Annotated in this window: 9 protein-coding genes; all 9 read right to left on the minus strand. The window is 41.7% G+C overall.

Translation table 11 applies throughout. The features are described 5' to 3' along the window. Nucleotides 1-4: 4 nt before the first annotated feature. Entirely contained in the window at nucleotides 5-1,435 is a 1,431-nt protein-coding gene (locus R8806_RS08985) for a RagB/SusD family nutrient uptake outer membrane protein (protein WP_124317024.1), read from the minus strand. A 12-nt stretch (nucleotides 1,436-1,447) separates the two neighbouring features. Continuing rightward, the gene (locus R8806_RS08990; RefSeq protein ID WP_151412084.1) at nucleotides 1,448-4,948 is read right to left on the minus strand and encodes a SusC/RagA family TonB-linked outer membrane protein; all 3,501 of its coding nucleotides are present in this window, start codon (nucleotides 4,946-4,948) and stop codon (nucleotides 1,448-1,450) included. Nucleotides 4,949-4,988: 40 nt separating this feature from the next. Further along, nucleotides 4,989-6,152 carry a FecR family protein gene (locus R8806_RS08995; protein WP_124318388.1) on the minus strand — a complete coding sequence of 388 codons (1,164 nt, stop codon included), beginning with the start codon at nucleotides 6,150-6,152 and terminating at the stop codon, nucleotides 4,989-4,991. 68 nt (nucleotides 6,153-6,220) lie between these two features. After that, the gene (locus R8806_RS09000; protein WP_167513930.1) at nucleotides 6,221-6,751 is read right to left on the minus strand and encodes a sigma-70 family RNA polymerase sigma factor; all 531 of its coding nucleotides are present in this window, start codon (nucleotides 6,749-6,751) and stop codon (nucleotides 6,221-6,223) included. 534 nt (nucleotides 6,752-7,285) lie between these two features. Continuing rightward, complete coding sequence (locus R8806_RS09005) at nucleotides 7,286-8,896, minus strand: PKD-like family lipoprotein (RefSeq protein ID WP_124318012.1); 1,611 nt, start codon at nucleotides 8,894-8,896, stop codon at nucleotides 7,286-7,288. An 18-nt stretch (nucleotides 8,897-8,914) separates the two neighbouring features. Then, nucleotides 8,915-9,748: a DUF4843 domain-containing protein gene (locus tag R8806_RS09010; RefSeq protein WP_124318013.1), complete on the minus strand. Its 834-nt coding sequence runs from the start codon at nucleotides 9,746-9,748 to the stop codon at nucleotides 8,915-8,917. Between the two features lie 11 nt (nucleotides 9,749-9,759). Further along, nucleotides 9,760-11,235, minus strand: coding sequence for a RagB/SusD family nutrient uptake outer membrane protein (locus R8806_RS09015; RefSeq protein WP_167513929.1), 1,476 nt, complete (start codon nucleotides 11,233-11,235; stop codon nucleotides 9,760-9,762). A gap of 12 nt (nucleotides 11,236-11,247) precedes the next feature. Further along, a complete protein-coding gene (locus R8806_RS09020) occupies nucleotides 11,248-14,358 on the minus strand; it encodes a SusC/RagA family TonB-linked outer membrane protein (RefSeq protein WP_317146624.1) in 3,111 nt (1,036 codons plus the stop codon). 1,095 nt (nucleotides 14,359-15,453) lie between these two features. Then, the gene (locus R8806_RS09030; protein WP_124317902.1) at nucleotides 15,454-20,265 is read right to left on the minus strand and encodes a RecQ family ATP-dependent DNA helicase; all 4,812 of its coding nucleotides are present in this window, start codon (nucleotides 20,263-20,265) and stop codon (nucleotides 15,454-15,456) included. Between the last annotated feature and the right edge of the window lie 23 nt (nucleotides 20,266-20,288).

Below are 20,288 nucleotides of genomic sequence, written 5' to 3' on the forward strand. Positions count from 1 at the left end.
GACATCATTTCGTATTTTGAACCAAATTACTCGTTTCCATCGCTTGCTGTGGGAAAGGCCACACTAACAGAGGTGAATCCGGACGCAAAGAATACGTTTTAGTTTCTCCGGCCTCATTCACATAAGTCTTTGTCAACGTTTCATTAAATTCTGTACAGAAACGTCTCATATCAAAGAATCCGTTATAAGTCAAAACTAATTCTCTCTTTCTCTCCTCACGAACTAGTTTAAATGCCTCATCGGCATCAGCAGCGGTTAACTCTGCCGTTCCAGGAAACACCCGATTCCGATACAAATCATTCAGATATTTCATTGCGTTATCTTTATCATCCTTTCTTGCATAGCATTCGGCTATCATCAGGTAAACTTCTGACAAACGCATACCTCCCGGGTTCCACTTCACATTCGTACTACCAAACATAATTGCCCCAGTTTCTGCCGTAGGACGTGGAGGCATATAATATCCCCAACAAGTGATATAACGTAAATCATTATTCTTGTCATACAAATCGAGCATTTCTTTCCGAGCATACTGCGGATACGGATCTGTATTAGTATGTCCAAACTGATATAATAAATGTTCCGGATTCGAATCCTCAAGTTTTGCAGCGGTCATCCACATACTTGGCATTGTTGGAAGGAAAGGATATGTTGCAAGCGCCTCATTATACATCTCATTCATATCCCAAAGTTTATGATAACTTGACTTTAAAGCATTCAACCCGGACTCCAAGGCTAGGTCGATCTCTCCTTTATACAGACGCACCTTAGCTTGTAAAGCATATCCGAACCCCTTTGTCGGACGATATGAATTCAAAGCCTGTTCCGGCAGATCAGCTAAAGCCTCCTCTATATCCTGTTCTATAAATTCATAAACTTCCTTAACCGTATATTGCTTACTTTCAGACTCCAAATCAAACTTTTTATGGATAATAATACCCATATCGGTTGCCGCAGTCTCTTTCTTATAAGGCTTTGCAAAAGTGTTCACCAAGAAAAAGTAATTATACGCCCGCATTATTTTAGCCTGAGCAATTCCCAACTTTTTATCCGTATCCGGTCCCTCTGCATCATTCATATGTTCTACTACAACATTGTACGACGCAATTCTGGAATAACAATCAGAATATAACTCTGCAATATCACCATCTACCATATAATTATAACGATCAACACTCTCATCCCAAAAGAACCCGATAGAATACATCGGATACAAGTAAGATTCCAACTCTGCCTTTTTATAATAGGTAACTTCATTTGCCATATACCAGAAAGAAGTCATGGAAAATTTCGGATTAGCCGCTTCAATCAATCCCAAATAATCATCTGTCGAATTCAATACCGCTTCTCCCTTAGGTACCACATCCAAATAGTTATCACAGGACACAAGTCCCATCACCAAAGATAACCATATAACAACTATATATTTTTTCATACGTCCACTCAATTAAAAGTTAATATTCAAACCAAGACTATAGGTCGGCATCAACAACTCCGTACGAGTTCCCGCATTTGCATTGAATGATTCCGGATCAATGCCTTCCCCGTTACTTGCCCAATAGAAAGGATTATCCACTTGAGCCCGAAGACTAACATTTTGCAAATTCACCTTCTTAATCAAATCTTTGGGTAAAGAATAGGTAATTCCGATATTACGACATTTGATAAAAGAAGCACTCAACACGTGTACATCAGCATATTTCCAAAGATAATTACGATCCTGATTTGCTCCGAAGGCTCCCATTGCCGGAATATCCGTGTTTTTATTTGTCTCAGTCCATCGGTTCGCCATATCTTTATGCATTCTGCCCGTAATATCTACGTAAGTTGAATAAAGAGGCGTTACATCATTTCTCAAAGAATGTCCCGTGTAATACACAAACTTCGTAAAGAATTCCAAGCTCTTCCATCTTAAATTGATCGTCAAAGCTCCGTTCCATTTCGGAGTTAATTGTCCGGCGTTTACCAAGACTGCGATATCACGTACAGGCTCGTTCGATTTTACCTCTCCATTCTGGTCGTATACAGAAGGATCTCCAGTCTTTGTCAAACCTGCATAGCGATAAGCGTACACCGAATTATAGGAATCTCCCTTTAAATAATTACTTCCCGGATACTGCAACATATCAATGGCATTAGAAGGCACGTAACCCACTTTTTTAATCACATTCTTATTATTCGCCGCAGTCAACGTCGTGTTCAAAGCCCAATCCTTCTTCTTTAACCAATCGTATGACACGGAAATTTCCAAACCGGTATTTCTCATGGCTCCATTATTTACTCTGGCCGTCTCGAAACCTAATGATGGGTCCAACGTCTTATTAGCCAACAAATCCGAGCTGTAGCGACGATAGAACTCCAATGATCCGCTCAATCTTCCGATTAACGCAAAATCCATACCCACATTAAACGTGGATGTTTTTTCCCAACGTAACATCTTATTAGGAGCTTGCGTGATCAAAGTTATACTAGCCTGCGTGTACAGCGAGTTTGCATAAGTTCCCAGCAAGTAAGGAGAAGAAGACTGATCCACGTTACCCGTGATTCCATAAGTTGTACGCAATTTCAACATATCCAGCCAAGCGATATCATTCAAGAATGATTCCCTAGTCATCAACCAACTTGCACCCACGGACCATAAAGGACGATAGCGATATTTCGGGTCCGTACCGAAAAGGTCTGCCTGATCCACTCGGATACTTGCATTCAGACTATATTTAGAATCGTAAGTATACCCCGCATTGGCATAAGCTGAAACATAACGGTGTTTCGTATTCGTCACATTCAACAATTCAGACTTTTTCTGAAGAGCATCTGTCAACTGTCCTTGTACACCATTCGTCATCAATGTTTCCCAGTTCACTTGCTTATAAGTCAACTTTCTATCATCATAACCGTAACGTTCACTTTGAGATTCACCCCATTCATCTTGACGAATTTCAGCTCCGGCAAGAACCGTCAAATCATGCTTGTCGGCAATTGTCGTTTGGTAATTCAACTGCGCCCGGAAATTAAAGAACTCCGAATCGGAATGCTTTTCAGCCATATGTCCTCCTTGAGGAATATTATAAATAAAGTTATTGTTAGACTTAGATGCGTAACGATTCACCATGTCCCGCATAATATAAGAATCCGCCTCATCATATTGCTTAGCATCTGACTTAGTACGTTCATACTGGAATTTTACTCCTAAATCCAATCCTTTATACAACTTGAAATCAGCATTCGTAAACAAACGCACATACACACTCTTCGTGGTTAGCATGTTTTTATACATCTCCTCTTTCAAATTATATCCCATAAACTCCAACCCCTCTGTTTCATTAATATCCATGGCACGATAATAATTTTCCTTGTATTGATAAACCGCATCCCCCTCATCAGACACCACGCACTCGTACGGCATCGCATCAAACCAAGATACGCCTGATTGAGATACTTCTGTCTTAGTAAGGTAAACATTAGATCCGTACGTCAATGTAAACCAATCCGCTAATTTCAACTCGTTTTTCAGATAAATACTATATTGATTAGCCGAATTTGATCTTAAATATTGTCCGTTATCTTCATAACGAAGTGAAAAATACAAATTAGACTTTTCCCCTCCTTTTAATAACGACAAATTATAGTTTTGGCTCAAAGCTGTGTGAGTCAATATTTTTTGTGCTTCCCGACGATAGTCATTATCCCTCATTGCATTTATCGCCTGATTTACCTCGGCTTCTGTCATATTGCCGTCAAGCATTTCCCGATAATAACGCTCGATACGAGTATATGCTTTAGGAGCATTAGAGGCATCCTTATTAGTAAAATAAGCACTAGGATCAGTTCCGTATTCCGTATAATTAAACAAAAAGTCTTGTTCGAAATCAATAATATCACTCGTGGAAGCATAATCCATATAACTCATTTTAGGAATTGGCTTTATATAAAAGCTAGCCGACAAATCAATACTCACTTTATCCCCTTTTCCTTTTTTCGTCGTGATCACGATCACTCCGTTAGAAGCACGTACCCCGTATAATGAAGTGGCCGCAGCATCCTTCAACACGGTTATCGTTTCCACATCATCCGGGTTGATGGAACTCAAAGATTGATTCATCACGATTCCATCCACCACCAGCAATGGGGTTGAACTCACGGCAAAAGATGAAGCCCCCCGAATCTCCAACTCATCTCCATAAGTAGACAAACCGGGAGTCAAACCTTCAATCTTGGAAACCAAACTCGTACTTTGTACTTTGCCTAAATCTTCCGCTTTCAAAATTGTCACGGAACCCGTTGAACGTTCACGAGAAATCGTCTGGTAACCGGTAGCCACCACTTCTCCCAGCATCTCAACCTCTTCCTCCATCGTCACGTCCAATAATTTATCCGAACCATCATACAACAATTCCTTCGTCTTCATTCCAACAAATGAAAATACCAAGGTAACGTTCTTTTCTGTTAATTTGAACTCGAATCTCCCATCCACATCGGTTGCAGCCCCAAACGTCGTACCTTTCTGAATCACCGCTACACCGGGTAGAGGCATCCCCGTCTCATCTTTCACCACTCCTCGAACCGTATAAACCTTCTTCTCATCATTACTCTTATAAGAAATAACAATTAACTCCCCCTCTTGGCTATATTTGAAAGGCATGCCCTTTAACAAAATATCCAAACATTCCTCCACACTCTTATTTTCCAACTTTGCAGACACCTTATAGCTGTTCAAGTCATCATAATTGAAGACAAACTTACAATTAGCCGCTTCACTCAAACTTTTCAACGCTTTCGACAATTCCACATTTTCAAAGTCCAGGTTCACCACCCGATTTTGTGTCACACCGGATGCAATACTTGTGAAAAAACACAAGCAAAACACGAATTGTATCAAAAACATTTTCACAATTCTTCTACTAACGTTCCTGTCAATGGAACGCTTCTTACTCAAAAGTATCGCCATAAATGATAGTTTTTGGTTATAAATTAAAATGATTACTTGTTTATCTTATTACTTCGGAAACGACCAATGTCTTTCCATTCACCTTTATTCCAACCCGATTCGTCTTCATCAACAAATCAGTGATCACAGAGATTTCGCTGTCCCGGCTCGCCCACAATTCAAATCGATAGTCCCTGGCCTTGTTTCCTACATATACTACATCAAAACCATACCAACGTTTCAAATCATCCATAATAGATTCCAGCGATTCATTTTCATAATAGAAATACCCGTCTTTCCAAGCTATATACCGATTCACGTTTACCTTCGTGATCTCCGGCACGCTCTCGACAAAGCGGGCATTTTCTCCCGGGTTTAAAGTATACTCCGAACCGTCCTCCGTTTTCTTCACCGAAACCCGGCCCTGTACCAATGTCACGTGAACATCCTCCTCTTCGTAGGAACGTACATTAAATTCCGTCCCGTATACTTTTGTATATATATCGGAAGAAACAACAATAAAAGGATGTTGCTCATCGTGTGCCACGGAGAAATAACCTTCTCCTTTCAAGAATACCTCCCGGCTTTCACCCGCAAAAGAAGTCGGATAACGCAATTCCGATTCAGAATTTAGCCATACAATCGTTCCATCGTTCAAGGTCAATTTGTACTCTGCCCCTTTAGGTACCCGAAGCGTGTGATAACTGACCACTGCCCTCTCGGTTAATTTGTAATTAATCCCCCTCAAACTATCATACTCCACGCTGACACCTTCACCCAATTCTCGACTTTCACTCCCGGATGCCCCCAACACAAGTTCCTCTCCGGATTCCGTGATCAACACCGCCTGATTCCTTCCGGGCGCAATGTGTTCTGCCACCGGAATCACCTCTTGCTTTTTCGACGACAACGAATTTTCCAGTAACCACCAGCTAGCGGAAATAAGTATAACCACAGCCGCAGCCACAGACAACCAAGTCATTCGTCGAGACCGACCTCCGGATTTCATCTTTCGAGTAAAATTCCAATATTCCCCTTCAACATCCAACTGATCACCCACGGCTAGTCGAAGCCCCCCTTCCAAGTACCTCCGACACTCCTCGTACAACTCCTTGTTACGGGATTCTGCCAACCATTCCTGCACCCGAACTTCCTGCAACAATTCAGGATGATTCAGTAACTCGATGACAAAATTTAAGCGATCTTCTTCTTTCTCGAATTTCATAACTTCACGTTCATTTTACTATTACACGTAAAGCATGGCAAATGATGTGGGTCAAAAAACAATATTTTTTATTTTTTTAAGAAAAACGCATATAACAACATCAATTCGAGATCTGATGTTTTCTCTCTTAATATACTGATAGCCTCCGTTATATGCCACCGAACCGTGTTAATCGAAATTCCCAGTTCATCCCCCGCCTCCTTGTATTTTTTCCGCTCGATGAAACATTTTTTGAACACGACAGCAGTCTGTTTAGGCATATTTTCAATAATATGCATCACTTTTTCGATGAGTTGTTCATACTCCACGTATTCCTCCTCCTCTTCGGGAAAGGTCTTTTTATAGGCCAAAAACTTCTCTTTTGTTTTCTCCTTCCTCAAAAAATCAAGAGAACGGGAACGAACCAGAGAATATAAAAAGGGACGCAGAGAAACCGAAGAATCCAATTTTTCAAAATTCTTCCACACGTATTCATAAACATCCGTTACGATGTCTTTCGCTTCTTCTTCATCCCGGACAAAGCTTAAAGCATGAACATACAACTCTTTATAGTGAGTTTTATACAAAAACTCAAACGTGTCCCTCTTTTCTTTATCCACTATTATCTTTCAATTTGATCCATACTTTTGGCATCGATCCTTTTTCCTCATATGTCCGTTCAAAGATAAATATTTTTATTTTAATCATAATCTTATTCAACAAACCTTCTTTCCACAAAAAATAAATCACTCTTCCACCACATTTTATTTACATCACATTCCCGGTTACAAAACAGATCAGGGGGAAATAAGGCCACACGCACAGATCATAGACGTTTCGTCCTCGTTCGATAATCGCTCTCCTTGAACGTCTTTACACCGCCGGGGACACGCTTATCTGAAATCTGTATGCCCTTATTTCCCCCCATTCTTGCGGAGACCTCTTCCCACACTCTAGCCGTAGACCGATCTCATGCCCAACAAAGTCTTATTAATTATTCGATAAACTCCTCCGGCCTTCGGCCACCTCCTCTATAAACAGAGGAGGAGTTGGTGATACTTCCCGAAAACAGGGAGTATTTCAACTCTCCCTCTGTTTATAGAGGGAGTACCCCGAAGGGGGGAGGGAGTTAAAAACAGAGCCACCTTCACTCGTTATCGCCGCTCACGATACACGACATCCTTTATTTTTGCAAAACCACTGTATTCCGCCCTTTTCGTCACACTATTATTCACCCCATCCACCGGGTAGAACCCTAGCTTCCCACCATTGTTATCCGGGGCTGCCGTATTGTACGAACCCACCATCAACTCATACTGCCGAGCCATAAACTCGTCGGACTGGTTATTCAAATCATTCAATGAACATTGCCTGTACAAGTTAAATTTCAACATCGTAACCGTCTCGTTTTCCCCTAAAGCAATCGTATTCATCGGGTAAGTCGTGTTTGTTCCTAAGTTATGCAAATACACCTTGTTCCCCACGGCATAAAACATATAAGGGAATAGAGAATGAAAAGCAAAAATCGTCGCCTTGTCAAAATCGGGTGCATTCAAATTCTCGTATTTCGCCTCCTGCACGAAACCGTTATTCGACATATTGATCCCGTAAATACAACGTTTCCCTTCGGCATCCTGCAAAATAGAATATACCAAACCACCGGAATACCGGGTACTTTCCATGTACACCAATTCCATCCCCGTCTTGAAACTAAACAAACCGTCTTCCGTGTCTGCAACCGGGGTCAAAATCTGCATGGCATCAGCGACATAACCATACTTCCAGCCCACGAAACGTTTATTATCCGTGTCATACAGTAAAGCCGCACGTCCATTTCCCGGACGAGCCATACTTACTCCCACGTAAGGAGCCACCTTATATTCCGGAGTCTTTCCCCTTTCCGACGTGTTGATCGGATATTCAAAAGCGGGACCAGAATAATCCCTCACCTGTGCATAAGCGTTTCCGGCATCCGTCACGCAGAGATTAGCTAAAGCACCAGCTATACTTGTACCATTTACCGCCGTGTAATACACGACATATTCATTTACCGGAGGAATGATAAAATCAACATTACCAATTTCTAAAGACTCATCCGTTTTAAACGTTTCCCGATCCAGCATATACGTTCCCTCTGCCGACATCACGTAAATCAAATCGGCAGGATTCGCATATCGATTAGGATAAAACCCAATTCCCTTGGCATGTTTCAACTCCGGTAATCCTAGTGAAGTCAACAAATCATAAGCCGGAATCACCCGTTCTGCCGAGATCACCGAAATCATATCCATCCGAACACGCTCTTCCTCCCCTTCATCACAAAGCACCATCCATCCCTCATACGTCGGAGAAGACACTTTAATATCAAATGTCTTAGACGTCTGAACACCAGAACGCTTGTCCGTCACGGAGAACCATGCAATATACGTGTCTGCCGCAAAAGCTGCCAACGTGTCCAAATCCAATGAGCCCGAAGGATTCAGATCGACCCAGTGTTGCCCGGATACCAATACGCCACCTAACTTCTTCTCGATCTTGTAACTAAATTCAAAATTAGCATTCTCCTTACCGATCTCTCCCTCTAGCGAAGAAACGACTTTCGGGTTCACAACAATATGGTCGGAATTTCCCAACACCTCCACCACTTCGGGAATGTTCTCAATGGTTATTTCCGCCACCTCGTGATAGTCGTAATTCCCCTTATCGTCAAAACAACTACAAAAGGAAAAAACAAACAAAAACAGTATAATAGGATTTATTCTCATAACCTTATGTTTTTAATATTATTCATACCGGGAATAGTCAACCGAGTAAGAAGGAGCAAGTTGCATATAACTTCCGTCCGAATCCAATTCCGGAGTTCCGGCATCTGCCTGTTCCTGTAAATATTTCTGTACCGTAGTAGTAAAAAAATTGAATCGTCCATACTGAATTTTCGCTCCGGCATACCCGGCGTTATCCCAATCTGCAGCACTCAACCCGCAAACAGAATTAACAACAAGAAATTTTTTCGGAGTCCAATTCCCAAAGAAACCATCCCCGAACATGGACCAATACCACGGCTCTGTGTACATCTCACTTAATGAAAAAACAAACTCATCCCCGTGAATCATCACCCCCGTGGCCGAATAAGCATTCGTATTCTTATACTCCGGGAAATAACATTTGAAATACTCGTTATCCTCCAGACGAATTGCCAGACGCACCGCTTTCTCCATCATATCATCCGTACGAAAGAAACGGACACGCACGTAAGCCGTACTTTTTCCCGCAGGTACAACTACCGTATCCAAATTCACTTCGTAATGTTTCCCCTCGATAGCTGTCGTACCCTCTTGATCCACCACCACTTTAAAAGGGCGATCGTAATCAACCACCTTCCCCATCGTCCGAATTGTCGCGGAAAGCACCACACTCTTCACCGAGGCCTTGGCAGAGGCGAATGAATAAGCCACCGAATCCCCGTAATATTCCGTGGTACTATTATAAATATAACTGGTCACCCGTTGAAAATAAATTCCGCTATCATCCGTAGTAAAGACCGAAATATCTTGCTTTTCACAAGCACAGAAAACAAGCGTCAAGCTTGAAACAAACAATATAATTTTCCATTTCATAATCTTACAATTTAACGATTATCAACTTCTCCGGAAGGCAAGGGTAACACGTAACGTTCTTCCTTAGCTCCATACGTATTGGTATCATACCCATTCTCGTCACTGTTAATATTAATATACAGCCGTTTGTACATGAAAAATATCTGTCCCTCTCCGATAAACTCCCGCAAATATTCCGAACGCAAGCGTTTCATGAAATCATCCTCCGAAACAACCGTCAATTCGGGTAATCCTCTACGGGTACGCATCTGGTTCAGCCATCCATACCGATCTGACAACACGGGTTCACATTCTGCCGCAATATAATACACCTCGCTCAACCGAATCAACGACATGAAGACTGCATAGAAATATTCCGATTCCTTTGTTCCGCTAGGCTTATCTATCCCCTTGTATTTGATCAAAGAATGCCCGCTCTCCCCCACGCCGGAAGCAACTTGCCACCACGTTTGGAAACGGTAATCCTGTGTCTCTCCTGCGAAAAGACTCGTCCCCACGAAATCTTTTCTAGGGTGCAAGTAATTATTCCCCGCTTGCTCGGCACTGAAATAATTTGTATAAATGTCCACCCGGTCTTTTTTGTAAATCCCGGTCAACACTTCAGTGGAGAACACCCGGTCGGGATTACTTTGGTTTGCCAACAACTTATTCGGGTCCACCGCCGGGAAATGTTCATTCACTTTCGAGTCCGCCAACAGTTTCCGAGCCGCAACCAATGCGTTCGCTTGTTCCCCCACGTACAAGTACACTCTAGCCTTCAACGCCAACACGGCATAATAATTCATTCGTAACTGGCGATAACGTAGATACACCTCCTCGTCTTTTTCAAGAGAAGCCATCGGTCCATTCTCTATTACCGGGTCACTATCCGCCAGTAACTCCTCTGCCTCATCCAAATCCCGCAAAATCTTTTCATGCAGCACGGAATCTGCCGTCATCAACGGTAAAGCAACCACTTTCGACGATTCATTATAAGGAATAGCCTCCGCCTCCGGATGCAATTTATAGACCGGACCAAATAACCGCAACATATCAAAATGCAGGAAAGCACGTACCGCCAACATCTCCCCTTTCAACACCCGATACTCCTGTTCCTGTAACACACCCTCACTCTCGTCAATATTCTCCAACACCACGTTACAATTCAAAATCGTGTTGTAAGCCGTGGTCCATGTACTTTCCAACGTTTTTTTCACGTTCTCGTCCGTGTAAGCAAAGGTACTCAACGCTGTCAAGTACGTGTTCACCGGAAGAGGCTGGTAACGTTTCGAGATCACGTCCACCAGCTCGTAGGAAAGATTCTTCCCGTAAAGAGCCGGGGATGCCATCTTGTTATATATCCCGTTCACCGCGGTATAAAAACCGCCTCTCGTGGCGAATAATTGTTTCTCCGATTGCTTGTCTTTCGGCTGCACGTCCAGAAAACTCGAACACCCTACACCACACACGAGTACAACCCCGATCCAAATGATATTCCATAATTTCATAACCATTCATCTTTAAAAATTAAACGAAAGTCCTGCCTCCATACTCCGGGCAAAAGGATAGGCAATTCCTCGCTCGGACCGGATGGTCGATGCCCGGAACACGTCACGCATGGATGCTTGAATCTTCAAACTACTTAACCCTAATTTTTTGATCCATCCGTCATAGAACTCGTATCCCACGTAGATAGATTCCAAGGTCAACACGTTCTCTTCCTGCACGAAACGGGAAGACATCGGGGTCGTCTCCGCACTGGCAATATCCTTGAAATGCACGATGTCCCCCACTTCCTGCCAACGCTCGTACAACGCCCGCTTGTCCTGATTCTTGTTCAGATCATTTCTCGAAATATTTTCCACCTTGTTATAAAGAACCTCGTTGAACACGTCAGCCCCCATCTGGTAACGGAAATTCAAGCTCACGGAAAATCCCTTCCAATTGAGCGATGAACCAATCACGCCCTCCACGTCCGGGCGGGTATTCCCGCAAATCACCTCGTCATCATACGAGAAATCGTACGTGTAACTCCCGTCCTTGGCATAAAACAACTCCTTCCCGTTCGAGGGATCAATCCCCGCGGACCTTACCGCCCAAATATCATCCGGGTCGGCCCCGTCATAATACCTCACCGTGTTTTCACCCTTTCCACTGGCATTCAGAGAGGAAAGCTTGTTCCCGATCTTGTCAATCCGGGTTTTCTGCGTCCGCACGTTCGCCCGTACCATCCACGAGAAGCGTTTCTCGAAATCTTGGAAAATAAAATAGGACACCGATGCCGTCAACCCTTGTGACACCTGTTCTCCCGCGTTCGTCATGTAAGTGGATGTCCCGGAAGAAAGCGGTGTACTCACCTTGATCAACAACGGGTCGGTCACCTTGTAATAGTAATCTGCCGTCAACGAAAAGCGTTTATTAAACAACGTCACGTCGAGACCGATATTCTTATCCACCGTGATCTGCCATTCCAAATCGGGGTTTCCGATCTGCGACAATTCCGCCCCGATCCCGAAGTAGTTCATGGAACCAAACTGGAACGAGTAAGTCAACAAGGATTGCGCGGAGTCAAAACTCTGGTTCCCCGGATTTCCAATAGAGGCCCGCAGTTTCAATATATTAATCCATGCCACGTGATCCATGATAAACTTCTCCTTGTGCAAGTTCCAGCCCAACCCGACCGACCACGTCGTATTGTATCTCCGGGAAGTACCGAAAACCGATGAACCGCTCGTCCGCAGGCTGAAATCCATCAAGTAACGATCGTCAAAAGAATACCCCGCGTTGAAATAACCGTTCACGGAACGGGAAACCGACTCGTAGTATGCAGGAGTCCCGTATTCCGGGTAGCCGTTCGAAAAAGAGGGGTAAGAAAAATCTCCGTCCGGGAATCCTACCGCAGAATACCCCTGCGTAAGCGATTTATTGCTGGAAATATTTCCCCCGGCAACCAAGTTAATCCTGTGTTTTCCCAGTACTTTCGCGTACGTGACACTTAACTCCGCCTCAACTTGATTTGTTCGGACGTTATTTGAATGAAACTCTCCCTTTTTAGTAGTTTCCACGTTCTCATATCGGGTATCATTCCGGGAATAGAACTTCTCCGTGTCATCATTCCCGTAAGTCAATCCCAACCGGGCACGTACCCGCCATTCCGTCGTGGGGAAATATTCCGCCATGAAATAATTGTTCAACAAGAGATTACTTCCCTTATCCCGACTATTTTGGCTCGCGTTCCACAGCGGGTTCGAAGCTTTGAAGTAATCATTATATTCCAACCATTTATCCACCGTTCCCTCGTCATTATACTTTTTGTAATAAGGATTCGCCGCAGCATACGCGCTGAATGCCACGATCGGGTTCTTGAAATGAGTTGAGGTCAACGAGAATTTGTTAGAGAACTGGAATTTCGACATCCGGTAAATCAAGTCGATATTGCCACTGATCACATCCCGCTCCGACTTTTCCATCACCCCGGAAATCCCGTTGTATCCCGCTCCCAAGCCGAACAGGAAATTCCCCTCGCCTCCCTGCACGTAGAGTGAATGTTTCTGGTTCACTCCTACCCGTAAAGGTTCAGCCAACCAGTACGTGTTTACACCACTCTCGATTTTCTTCAATTTCTCGTTATACAAACGGGTTAATTCCACCTCGTTCGTCGTGGACCAATTCACCGGATCATACCTCCCTGCCAATAATTCAAATTCCAGCTTTTCCCTTGAATTCATCAAGTTATAACTCGACAAATCGGGCATCGAGAGATTCATGTTTCCGGTATAACTTACCTGCAATTTCCCGGCCTCCGGTTTCACCGTTTCCACCACGATCACCCCGTTAGCCGCCTTCGAACCGTAAATGGCCGTCGACGCCGCGTCTTTCAAGATCGTGATCGAGGCCACCCGGTTTATATCCAAATCATTAATCGCTGCCAACGTTGACTCAAACCCATCAAGGATAAACAACGGCTGGTTCGGGTCGGCATCTAGCTCGTCCCGTAAACCTAACATACTCGACTTTCCCCGGATTTCCATGTTCGGCAAACGGTTCGGGTCCGACCCGAACTGGTTATCCTCGATAATGGCGAAAGCCGGGTCCAGCGTCTTCAAACTTTGCAGCACGTTCTGCGTACCCATCGTTTTCAACTCGGCAGCCGAGTAAGTGGATGCCGATCCCGTGAAACTTTCCTTCTTACGCGTGAAGATACCCGTCACCACCACGTCTTCCAGTTTCACGTCCTCTTCCCGCAACACGATCGTCAACTCCTTCTGTTCCACGCCCGCTTTCAACCGGGGAATCCTCACGTCCTCCGTCTTCATCCCGATAAAGGAAACGACTAGCGTGGCCGTGTCAGCCGGGATCAATAACTTGAACTTCCCATCTACATCAGTGGCTGTTCCCATTGATGTTCCTCCCAGACGTACCGAAACTCCCGGAATGGGCTGCTTTTTCTCGTCTATCACCTTTCCCCTCACTTCCCGGTTTGCCACACGAGTGGAATCCACCGTCCCGGCCCTCGTCAATAGCGGAAAGCCCAACAATAAAATCATAAATAACCGGATTGTCACGGTTACCGTACTTCGATCCGACAGTAACTTTCGCTTAAAAACTTTCCTGTCATAAGTTTTTTTCATAACTTTGATTGTTAATTAATTGATAAAATTGATTTACACAAGGGGGTGATATTCAACGTTTCTCAGGCATAGAATACACCCCTCTTTTATTTTTCAGTTGCTTTGCGCACCGTGTTTCATGTTCATTATTCCATTTTATTCTTTTCTTTTAACCAAAACTACAACCACTCCACTCTATTGTGTCATGCCAATTATGGCATAACAAACTACCTCCTTGTCATTCAAAACAAAGATTCTATAAAAACTGATGAAGAAATACAAAGATCTGAACATTCCCGGCTCACAACACGAATGTTCGTCACGCCGATCTCGTTACAAGCACATGATGATACCTTTATACCATCCCTTTAAGACTAAAAATCAAAAGAATTATCGAAGCCGAACTTCTCCCTTTACACGCAAAGATACAATTACGATTCCCTCCCATAAGCCTTTTTGTTTAAAGATTAGGACGAAAAAAAACGGTTCCGTCTGTCCCGTTGCATAACACCACTCAACGGCTGTGGGTGCATTAACACTCCACACGGGGGTACGGAACCGCCGTATGGAGTTAACAGGCAAAAAAAATGCCTGCTACACTGTGGCAGGATTCCCCGCCGTTGAGTATGTTATGCATTGCAAATATATAAACATTTTTACAGAAAGCAAATATTTCTTTATTATTTTATAGTTGTAAATATTGCTGGATAGCAGATTTATCACTTGGATTCAGCCTATTCCATGCTCCATTATTTCTTTCACCCTTTCAAGCCTATCACCAAGCAATAAAATAACCACCACTCTATTTGCTTCTTCTTTATCTTTTCTCTAATTTTACAACAAATATACTAGAACGAAATGGAAGCAAGGAAGATTAAGCAGATCGAGATTACTAAATTATTTGGTTACAAAGATATAAAATGGACCTTAAATGATGATATTTAGGTTATTAGAAAACTTAATCCAAATGTTCAATTAATCATTGCTACCCATTCTCCATTTATCGCAATGAATGGCTGGCTAGATAAAATCACAAATATTTCTGACATAACTAATAACCAATGATCGAAAGTATTCATAGTAGGTTTGACAATAACAATAATACAATCTTCTCCCTTACTTAGAAAGTTTTCTCAAGATAAGTTCTGGAAGTATAATCTTGATTTCTTTATTCTCATCACATCTCCAATACACGATAAAATTGACCTTGATCGTTTTAAACATATACCCTTTTTGTTGTAAAATTTTCAATTTTTTCCAAAAGTCTTTCGAGAATTTCAATACAGGTTGTTTCTGTCGAGTAAAACAAGTATCTCCCTCAAATACTAACTCATCGCCACTCGTTAAACCATCAATATATTGTTGTTTGTAAATAAAATACCCCAGCCAGACATCCGTATGCCCCAAATGTAAACATAACTCATCAGGTTCTCCATAATCATTACTATTCACAATTTTCTCAGCAATTTCCATATTTACATGATTCCAATACGACCAGTTCGAATGAATGTATAAATTTTGTTTTGCCCTAGTCATTGCCACGTAAAGCAATCTTTTTTCTTCATCAGAAGAAAAGGGGAACCCCTCCAAATGTAAAAAAACATTATCAAATTCCCGTCCTTTCGCTTTATGCATCGTTGACACAAAAATAGTTTCCCCATCTTGTTCCAAAAAATCTTCAAGTTTGGATTCTCTTATAAACAATTCTAAATCCGATTTATATCTACCGGATTTATTTGTTTCTTCAAAATCTTTAAGAAGTCGATTAACGATTTCAATCTTAGAACTCTTCCCATACATTTTTTGCAATTCCAACTTGGCATACTTCCACTTCTCATCACTTATTTTAGGTGCATAAAATTCAGAATGAAATTGTCCCACAAAATACCTTATCTCTTGTAAATCGTACAAATTAAATTGATCATTAGACTGTATAAGTTTTGCACGCAAGCCTTTTCTCAACAACAATCCGGCAATCTGTGCCGCATCCTCATTCTTCTTCGTAAGCACGCAAGTTGTACCCATAAGTCCCGTACCATACACCTCTTCAACCAAGGGAACAATAAGATTATTGGTATTATTATAGTAGGTGATTTTTATTTTTCCGTTATCTCGTTGAACGGCAACAATGGGTTCTTTCTTCAATCGACCTTGAATACATCTGACAAATTCATTCGAAAACAGTACCAAATTATTTTTACTCCGATAATTCTCTATCAATTCATATTTAATGGCATCATTCTCCGTGATCAATTTTTCCAAATATTTAGAATCAGCATCCCTATCCCTGAATTCATAAATATTTTGATCATCATCGCCAACCGCAATAACACGCATCTCTTCATTAAAACCCATCAATGCTTTCACCAAGGCAAATTCATCCTTGTCCATATCTTGGGCCTCATCAATCACCAAGACGGTCTTGGTGATCTTGCACAACTCGACCTCCCGACTACTGATTTTTTCGATTGCAACACGAATTATATTCTTGGATTTCTCCAAATCACCGACAAATCCCAATAAATCAAAGCAAAAAGAATGAAATGTCTTTATCTCTACAAAACTTGCAGCATTACCGATCAGTTTAATTAATCGTTTCTTAAACTCGGTTGCGGCAGCTCGAGAGAATGTAAGCATTAATAATTGTTCGTGCTTTACATCCTCCATAAGGAGCAATGACGCTAATTTATGAACCAACACCCTCGTTTTTCCGCTCCCCGGACCAGCCGCAACAACAATATATTTAGATTTATTGTCCCTGATAATTTTTAATTGTTCAATGGATAGTTCTCCAAAAAGCTGCTGAAATTTAGACGGTGTAATATTCCTTGCCAACTCTTTCTGCCTGCTACTGCTAAAATATTTGTTTAAAAAAGAAGTATGATTTAAACGGAAATAATCATCCACGAATTGTAAAGCTTCCTTGTAACCACTAATCATCTTTTTCGCATACTCTCCGACAATATGGATCTGTTCTGTCTTATTTTTATAGAATTGATCGAGTTTCCCGTAATCATTACTCGTGTACTGTTTATAATTATTCTTTTCTAATCTCTCAATAGTTAGCTTGTTATAAACGACCAAAAATCCACCTTCAATTTTAATTGCCTCTATACGAGAAAGATAAAACAAAGCATTTTCCACGTCAGCAAGTCCCACGTTCACCTTAAAAAGAGCTTGCTGTTTCTCGTACGCATTTTTCAGTTCAAGAACAGAGAACTCTATCAAGACCTCATCATTCGAGGATTCTAATATGATTTTTTTATTCTTCTCGTAAATATACTCCAAAATGAATTTTGCCAACTGTTGCCGCTTTTCCAACCACTCCTCGATCTTCTCTTTAGGCTGTTTAAGCGCCAAAACAACATGATTTTTAGAATAATTACTACTATCATATCGTTTTCGATTCAGCCACTTCTGTATATCCCAAAAATTAATAATCGTTTTTATTTTATCAAGAGTAACATTTTTATCCTGCCCCCCTGATATTCCTTCATTAAGTTCTTTTAAATTATACGTGTTTCCCTCTTCATTTAAAACCGATTGCAAGTAATTTTCTACTTTACAATATGTTTCAAGGATGGAAAGCGAGCGATTACATTTTTCTCCCTTTTTTATAAAAGCGGTAAGATCCTTTGCATCTGACAGTATTTGCTCTTCACGCATCAAGTTTATAATGTGAATCACGTCTTCCCGTGCAATGCCTAAATGATCGGAAATATAATCAACCCGGGATTCCGCAATTTCATCGTTAGTATGCCTGCGACTTCTCGTCGAAAACAGTTTCTTTATGATCCGAGTTGCATATTCTTTTTGTTTATCATCGAAACGGAACGACTTTCTAATTTTCGTGATTGCCTCTTCCGCATTTCTCGTTAGAATACTATTTGCAAAAACCCGAGGCGTATTCTGACCTCGTTTCAAGTACCCTGCTTCCTCAAGTGCCGCAATGGCAGATTTCACTCGCGTTTCTATTTCATTCAGATTATCATCCCAACCCGCTTTTCGGGCAATTTCTATTGCCGAATTAGATATTTTTGACCTGAACCCAGTAAGATTTTTAATAGCCTTCCAGATTTGTTGAATCTCTTTCTGGTTCAATCGAGTCTGGTTAAGTAACGTGAAATGCTTGTCCAAATCCTGTTCATTAAACAAGACATAACAATCAGCCGTTATGTTTTCATCCCTCCCTGCCCTTCCCGCTTCCTGTACGTAATTTTCAAGAGAGTCGGAAATCTCATAATGAATAACCATCCCCACATCCTTTTTGTCAACCCCCATTCCAAAGGCAGATGTAGCCACGATAATTCGAACTTCCCCTGCCATAAAAGCATCTTGATTTTCTTTTTTCTGCTTCACATCCATTTTCCCGTGGTACGCACGCGCATCAAATCCATCTTCTCGAAGTTGTTCCGCAAGCATTGCTGCCCTATGTGTTCTGGACGTGTACACGATGACCGGACAATCCTTAGATTCTAGCAGATTACGCAACACATTGTACTTTTCTTCGTCACTTCCATTATTATAAACTTCATAATGAAGGTTCGTCCTAGAGGTATTGGCAGCAAAAAGTTCAAGTTCCACCGAAAGCCTATCTTTGAAATACGCCTTTATATCTCCTATTACTTTTTGCTTTGCCGTGGCTGTAAAACACGAGATCGGTATGGGTTCATTAAGCTGTTTTTCCTCCTGTATCAATTTTATAAAGTCCGCGATATACATATAATCCGGTCTAAAATCCTGTCCCCATACCGAAAAACAATGTGCTTCGTCAATCACAAACCGGGCGATTTTACGTCCAAGTAATAAACGTTCAATGGTTTTAGAACGTAACGATTCCGGGGCAATGTATAATACACAAGCCGAACCATTTTCGACTCTTTCGATAGATTTAGCTCTTTCAATCGGATCTAATAAACCGTTAATTGTCACAGCGTCAGTAATACCACTTTTTTCAAGATTATCCACCTGGTCTTTCATCAACGACTGCAAGGGCGAAATCACAATCGTAAGCGCCTTCATATTCTCTCCAGCCATGAGTGCCGGCACTTGAAACGTCAGAGACTTTCCTCCACCAGTTGGAAATATTGCCAATATTGATTTATTGGTAACGGCAGCTTTCACGGCATTTTCCTGCAAAGCCTCTTCCGCATATTTCCTATACGAGTCAAAATTAAAATAACGCTTTAATGCCACATGGATGTCCAGTGAACGCCTGCAATAAGAACAGCCCGTTAAACAAGGATTACCTCGTAACAAATGCATGACGTTCTCCACCCCTGGATAGTTTTTAAGCACCCAACGTGGTGTTATTGAATAACGGTTTCGAGCGTGTATCAAAGCAAGACAATAAGCAAGTTCTACCGGATACTGATGTACAAAACACTCAAAATCAGCCTTATCACAAACTTCTCCATTGAATTTTTGCCTAATTAAAGTTTCTACCTTCAAAGAGCTTGCAGAATAATCCATGTACCGAAAGAAAGCGGAAAATTCTTCTATATCACTTAAAAGCAGATAATAAATTTGTTTCAATTCTTCATCCAGTTGCCTAAATGCATTTTCCTCATCATGAAACAATCGCTTTGCTTTTTGAGAATCATTAAGAGGGTTGTTATAATTTTCCGGATCAAGTTTATCATCTTTAACAAGATTGTGGTATGGTTGAGCAGGAAATAATAAAGGTGAAAAATAAAGTGTATCCACTCTATTGAAACTGTTTATTTCCGGCATCACTTTTTCCATATATTTCAAATCATGCTTGAATATATTATGCCCACATACATATCCCGTTCCATCTAAGAAATCCAAAAAATCTCTGATAGAAGTAGAATGAAATGTCTCTCCATTGCTTTTTATACCCCCTATATCAGCAATACCGTGACTATTAGCATCTATCTCAAGATCAAAAAAAGTGATGGATTTCATAAGTTACATTTACCTACATTTCT

Origin of the sequence: Butyricimonas faecihominis, assembly GCF_033096445.1 — a bacterium.
Classification (GTDB): domain Bacteria; phylum Bacteroidota; class Bacteroidia; order Bacteroidales; family Marinifilaceae; genus Butyricimonas; species Butyricimonas faecihominis.

Excerpts from the sequence above, each read along its gene's own strand:
- R8806_RS08990 (WP_151412084.1), bottom strand. The coding sequence starts at position 4,948 with ATGGCGATACTTTTGAGTAAGAAGCGTTCCATTGACAGGAACGTTAGT.
- R8806_RS09020 (WP_317146624.1), bottom strand. The coding sequence starts at position 14,358 with ATGAAAAAAACTTATGACAGGAAAGTTTTTAAGCGAAAGTTACTGTCG.
- R8806_RS09010 (WP_124318013.1), bottom strand. The coding sequence starts at position 9,748 with ATGAAATGGAAAATTATATTGTTTGTTTCAAGCTTGACGCTTGTTTTC.
- R8806_RS09030 (WP_124317902.1), bottom strand. The coding sequence starts at position 20,265 with ATGAAATCCATCACTTTTTTTGATCTTGAGATAGATGCTAATAGTCAC.
- R8806_RS09005 (WP_124318012.1), bottom strand. The coding sequence starts at position 8,896 with ATGAGAATAAATCCTATTATACTGTTTTTGTTTGTTTTTTCCTTTTGT.
- R8806_RS09015 (WP_167513929.1), bottom strand. The coding sequence starts at position 11,235 with ATGAAATTATGGAATATCATTTGGATCGGGGTTGTACTCGTGTGTGGT.
- R8806_RS08985 (WP_124317024.1), bottom strand. The coding sequence starts at position 1,435 with ATGAAAAAATATATAGTTGTTATATGGTTATCTTTGGTGATGGGACTT.
- R8806_RS08995 (WP_124318388.1), bottom strand. The coding sequence starts at position 6,152 with ATGAAATTCGAGAAAGAAGAAGATCGCTTAAATTTTGTCATCGAGTTA.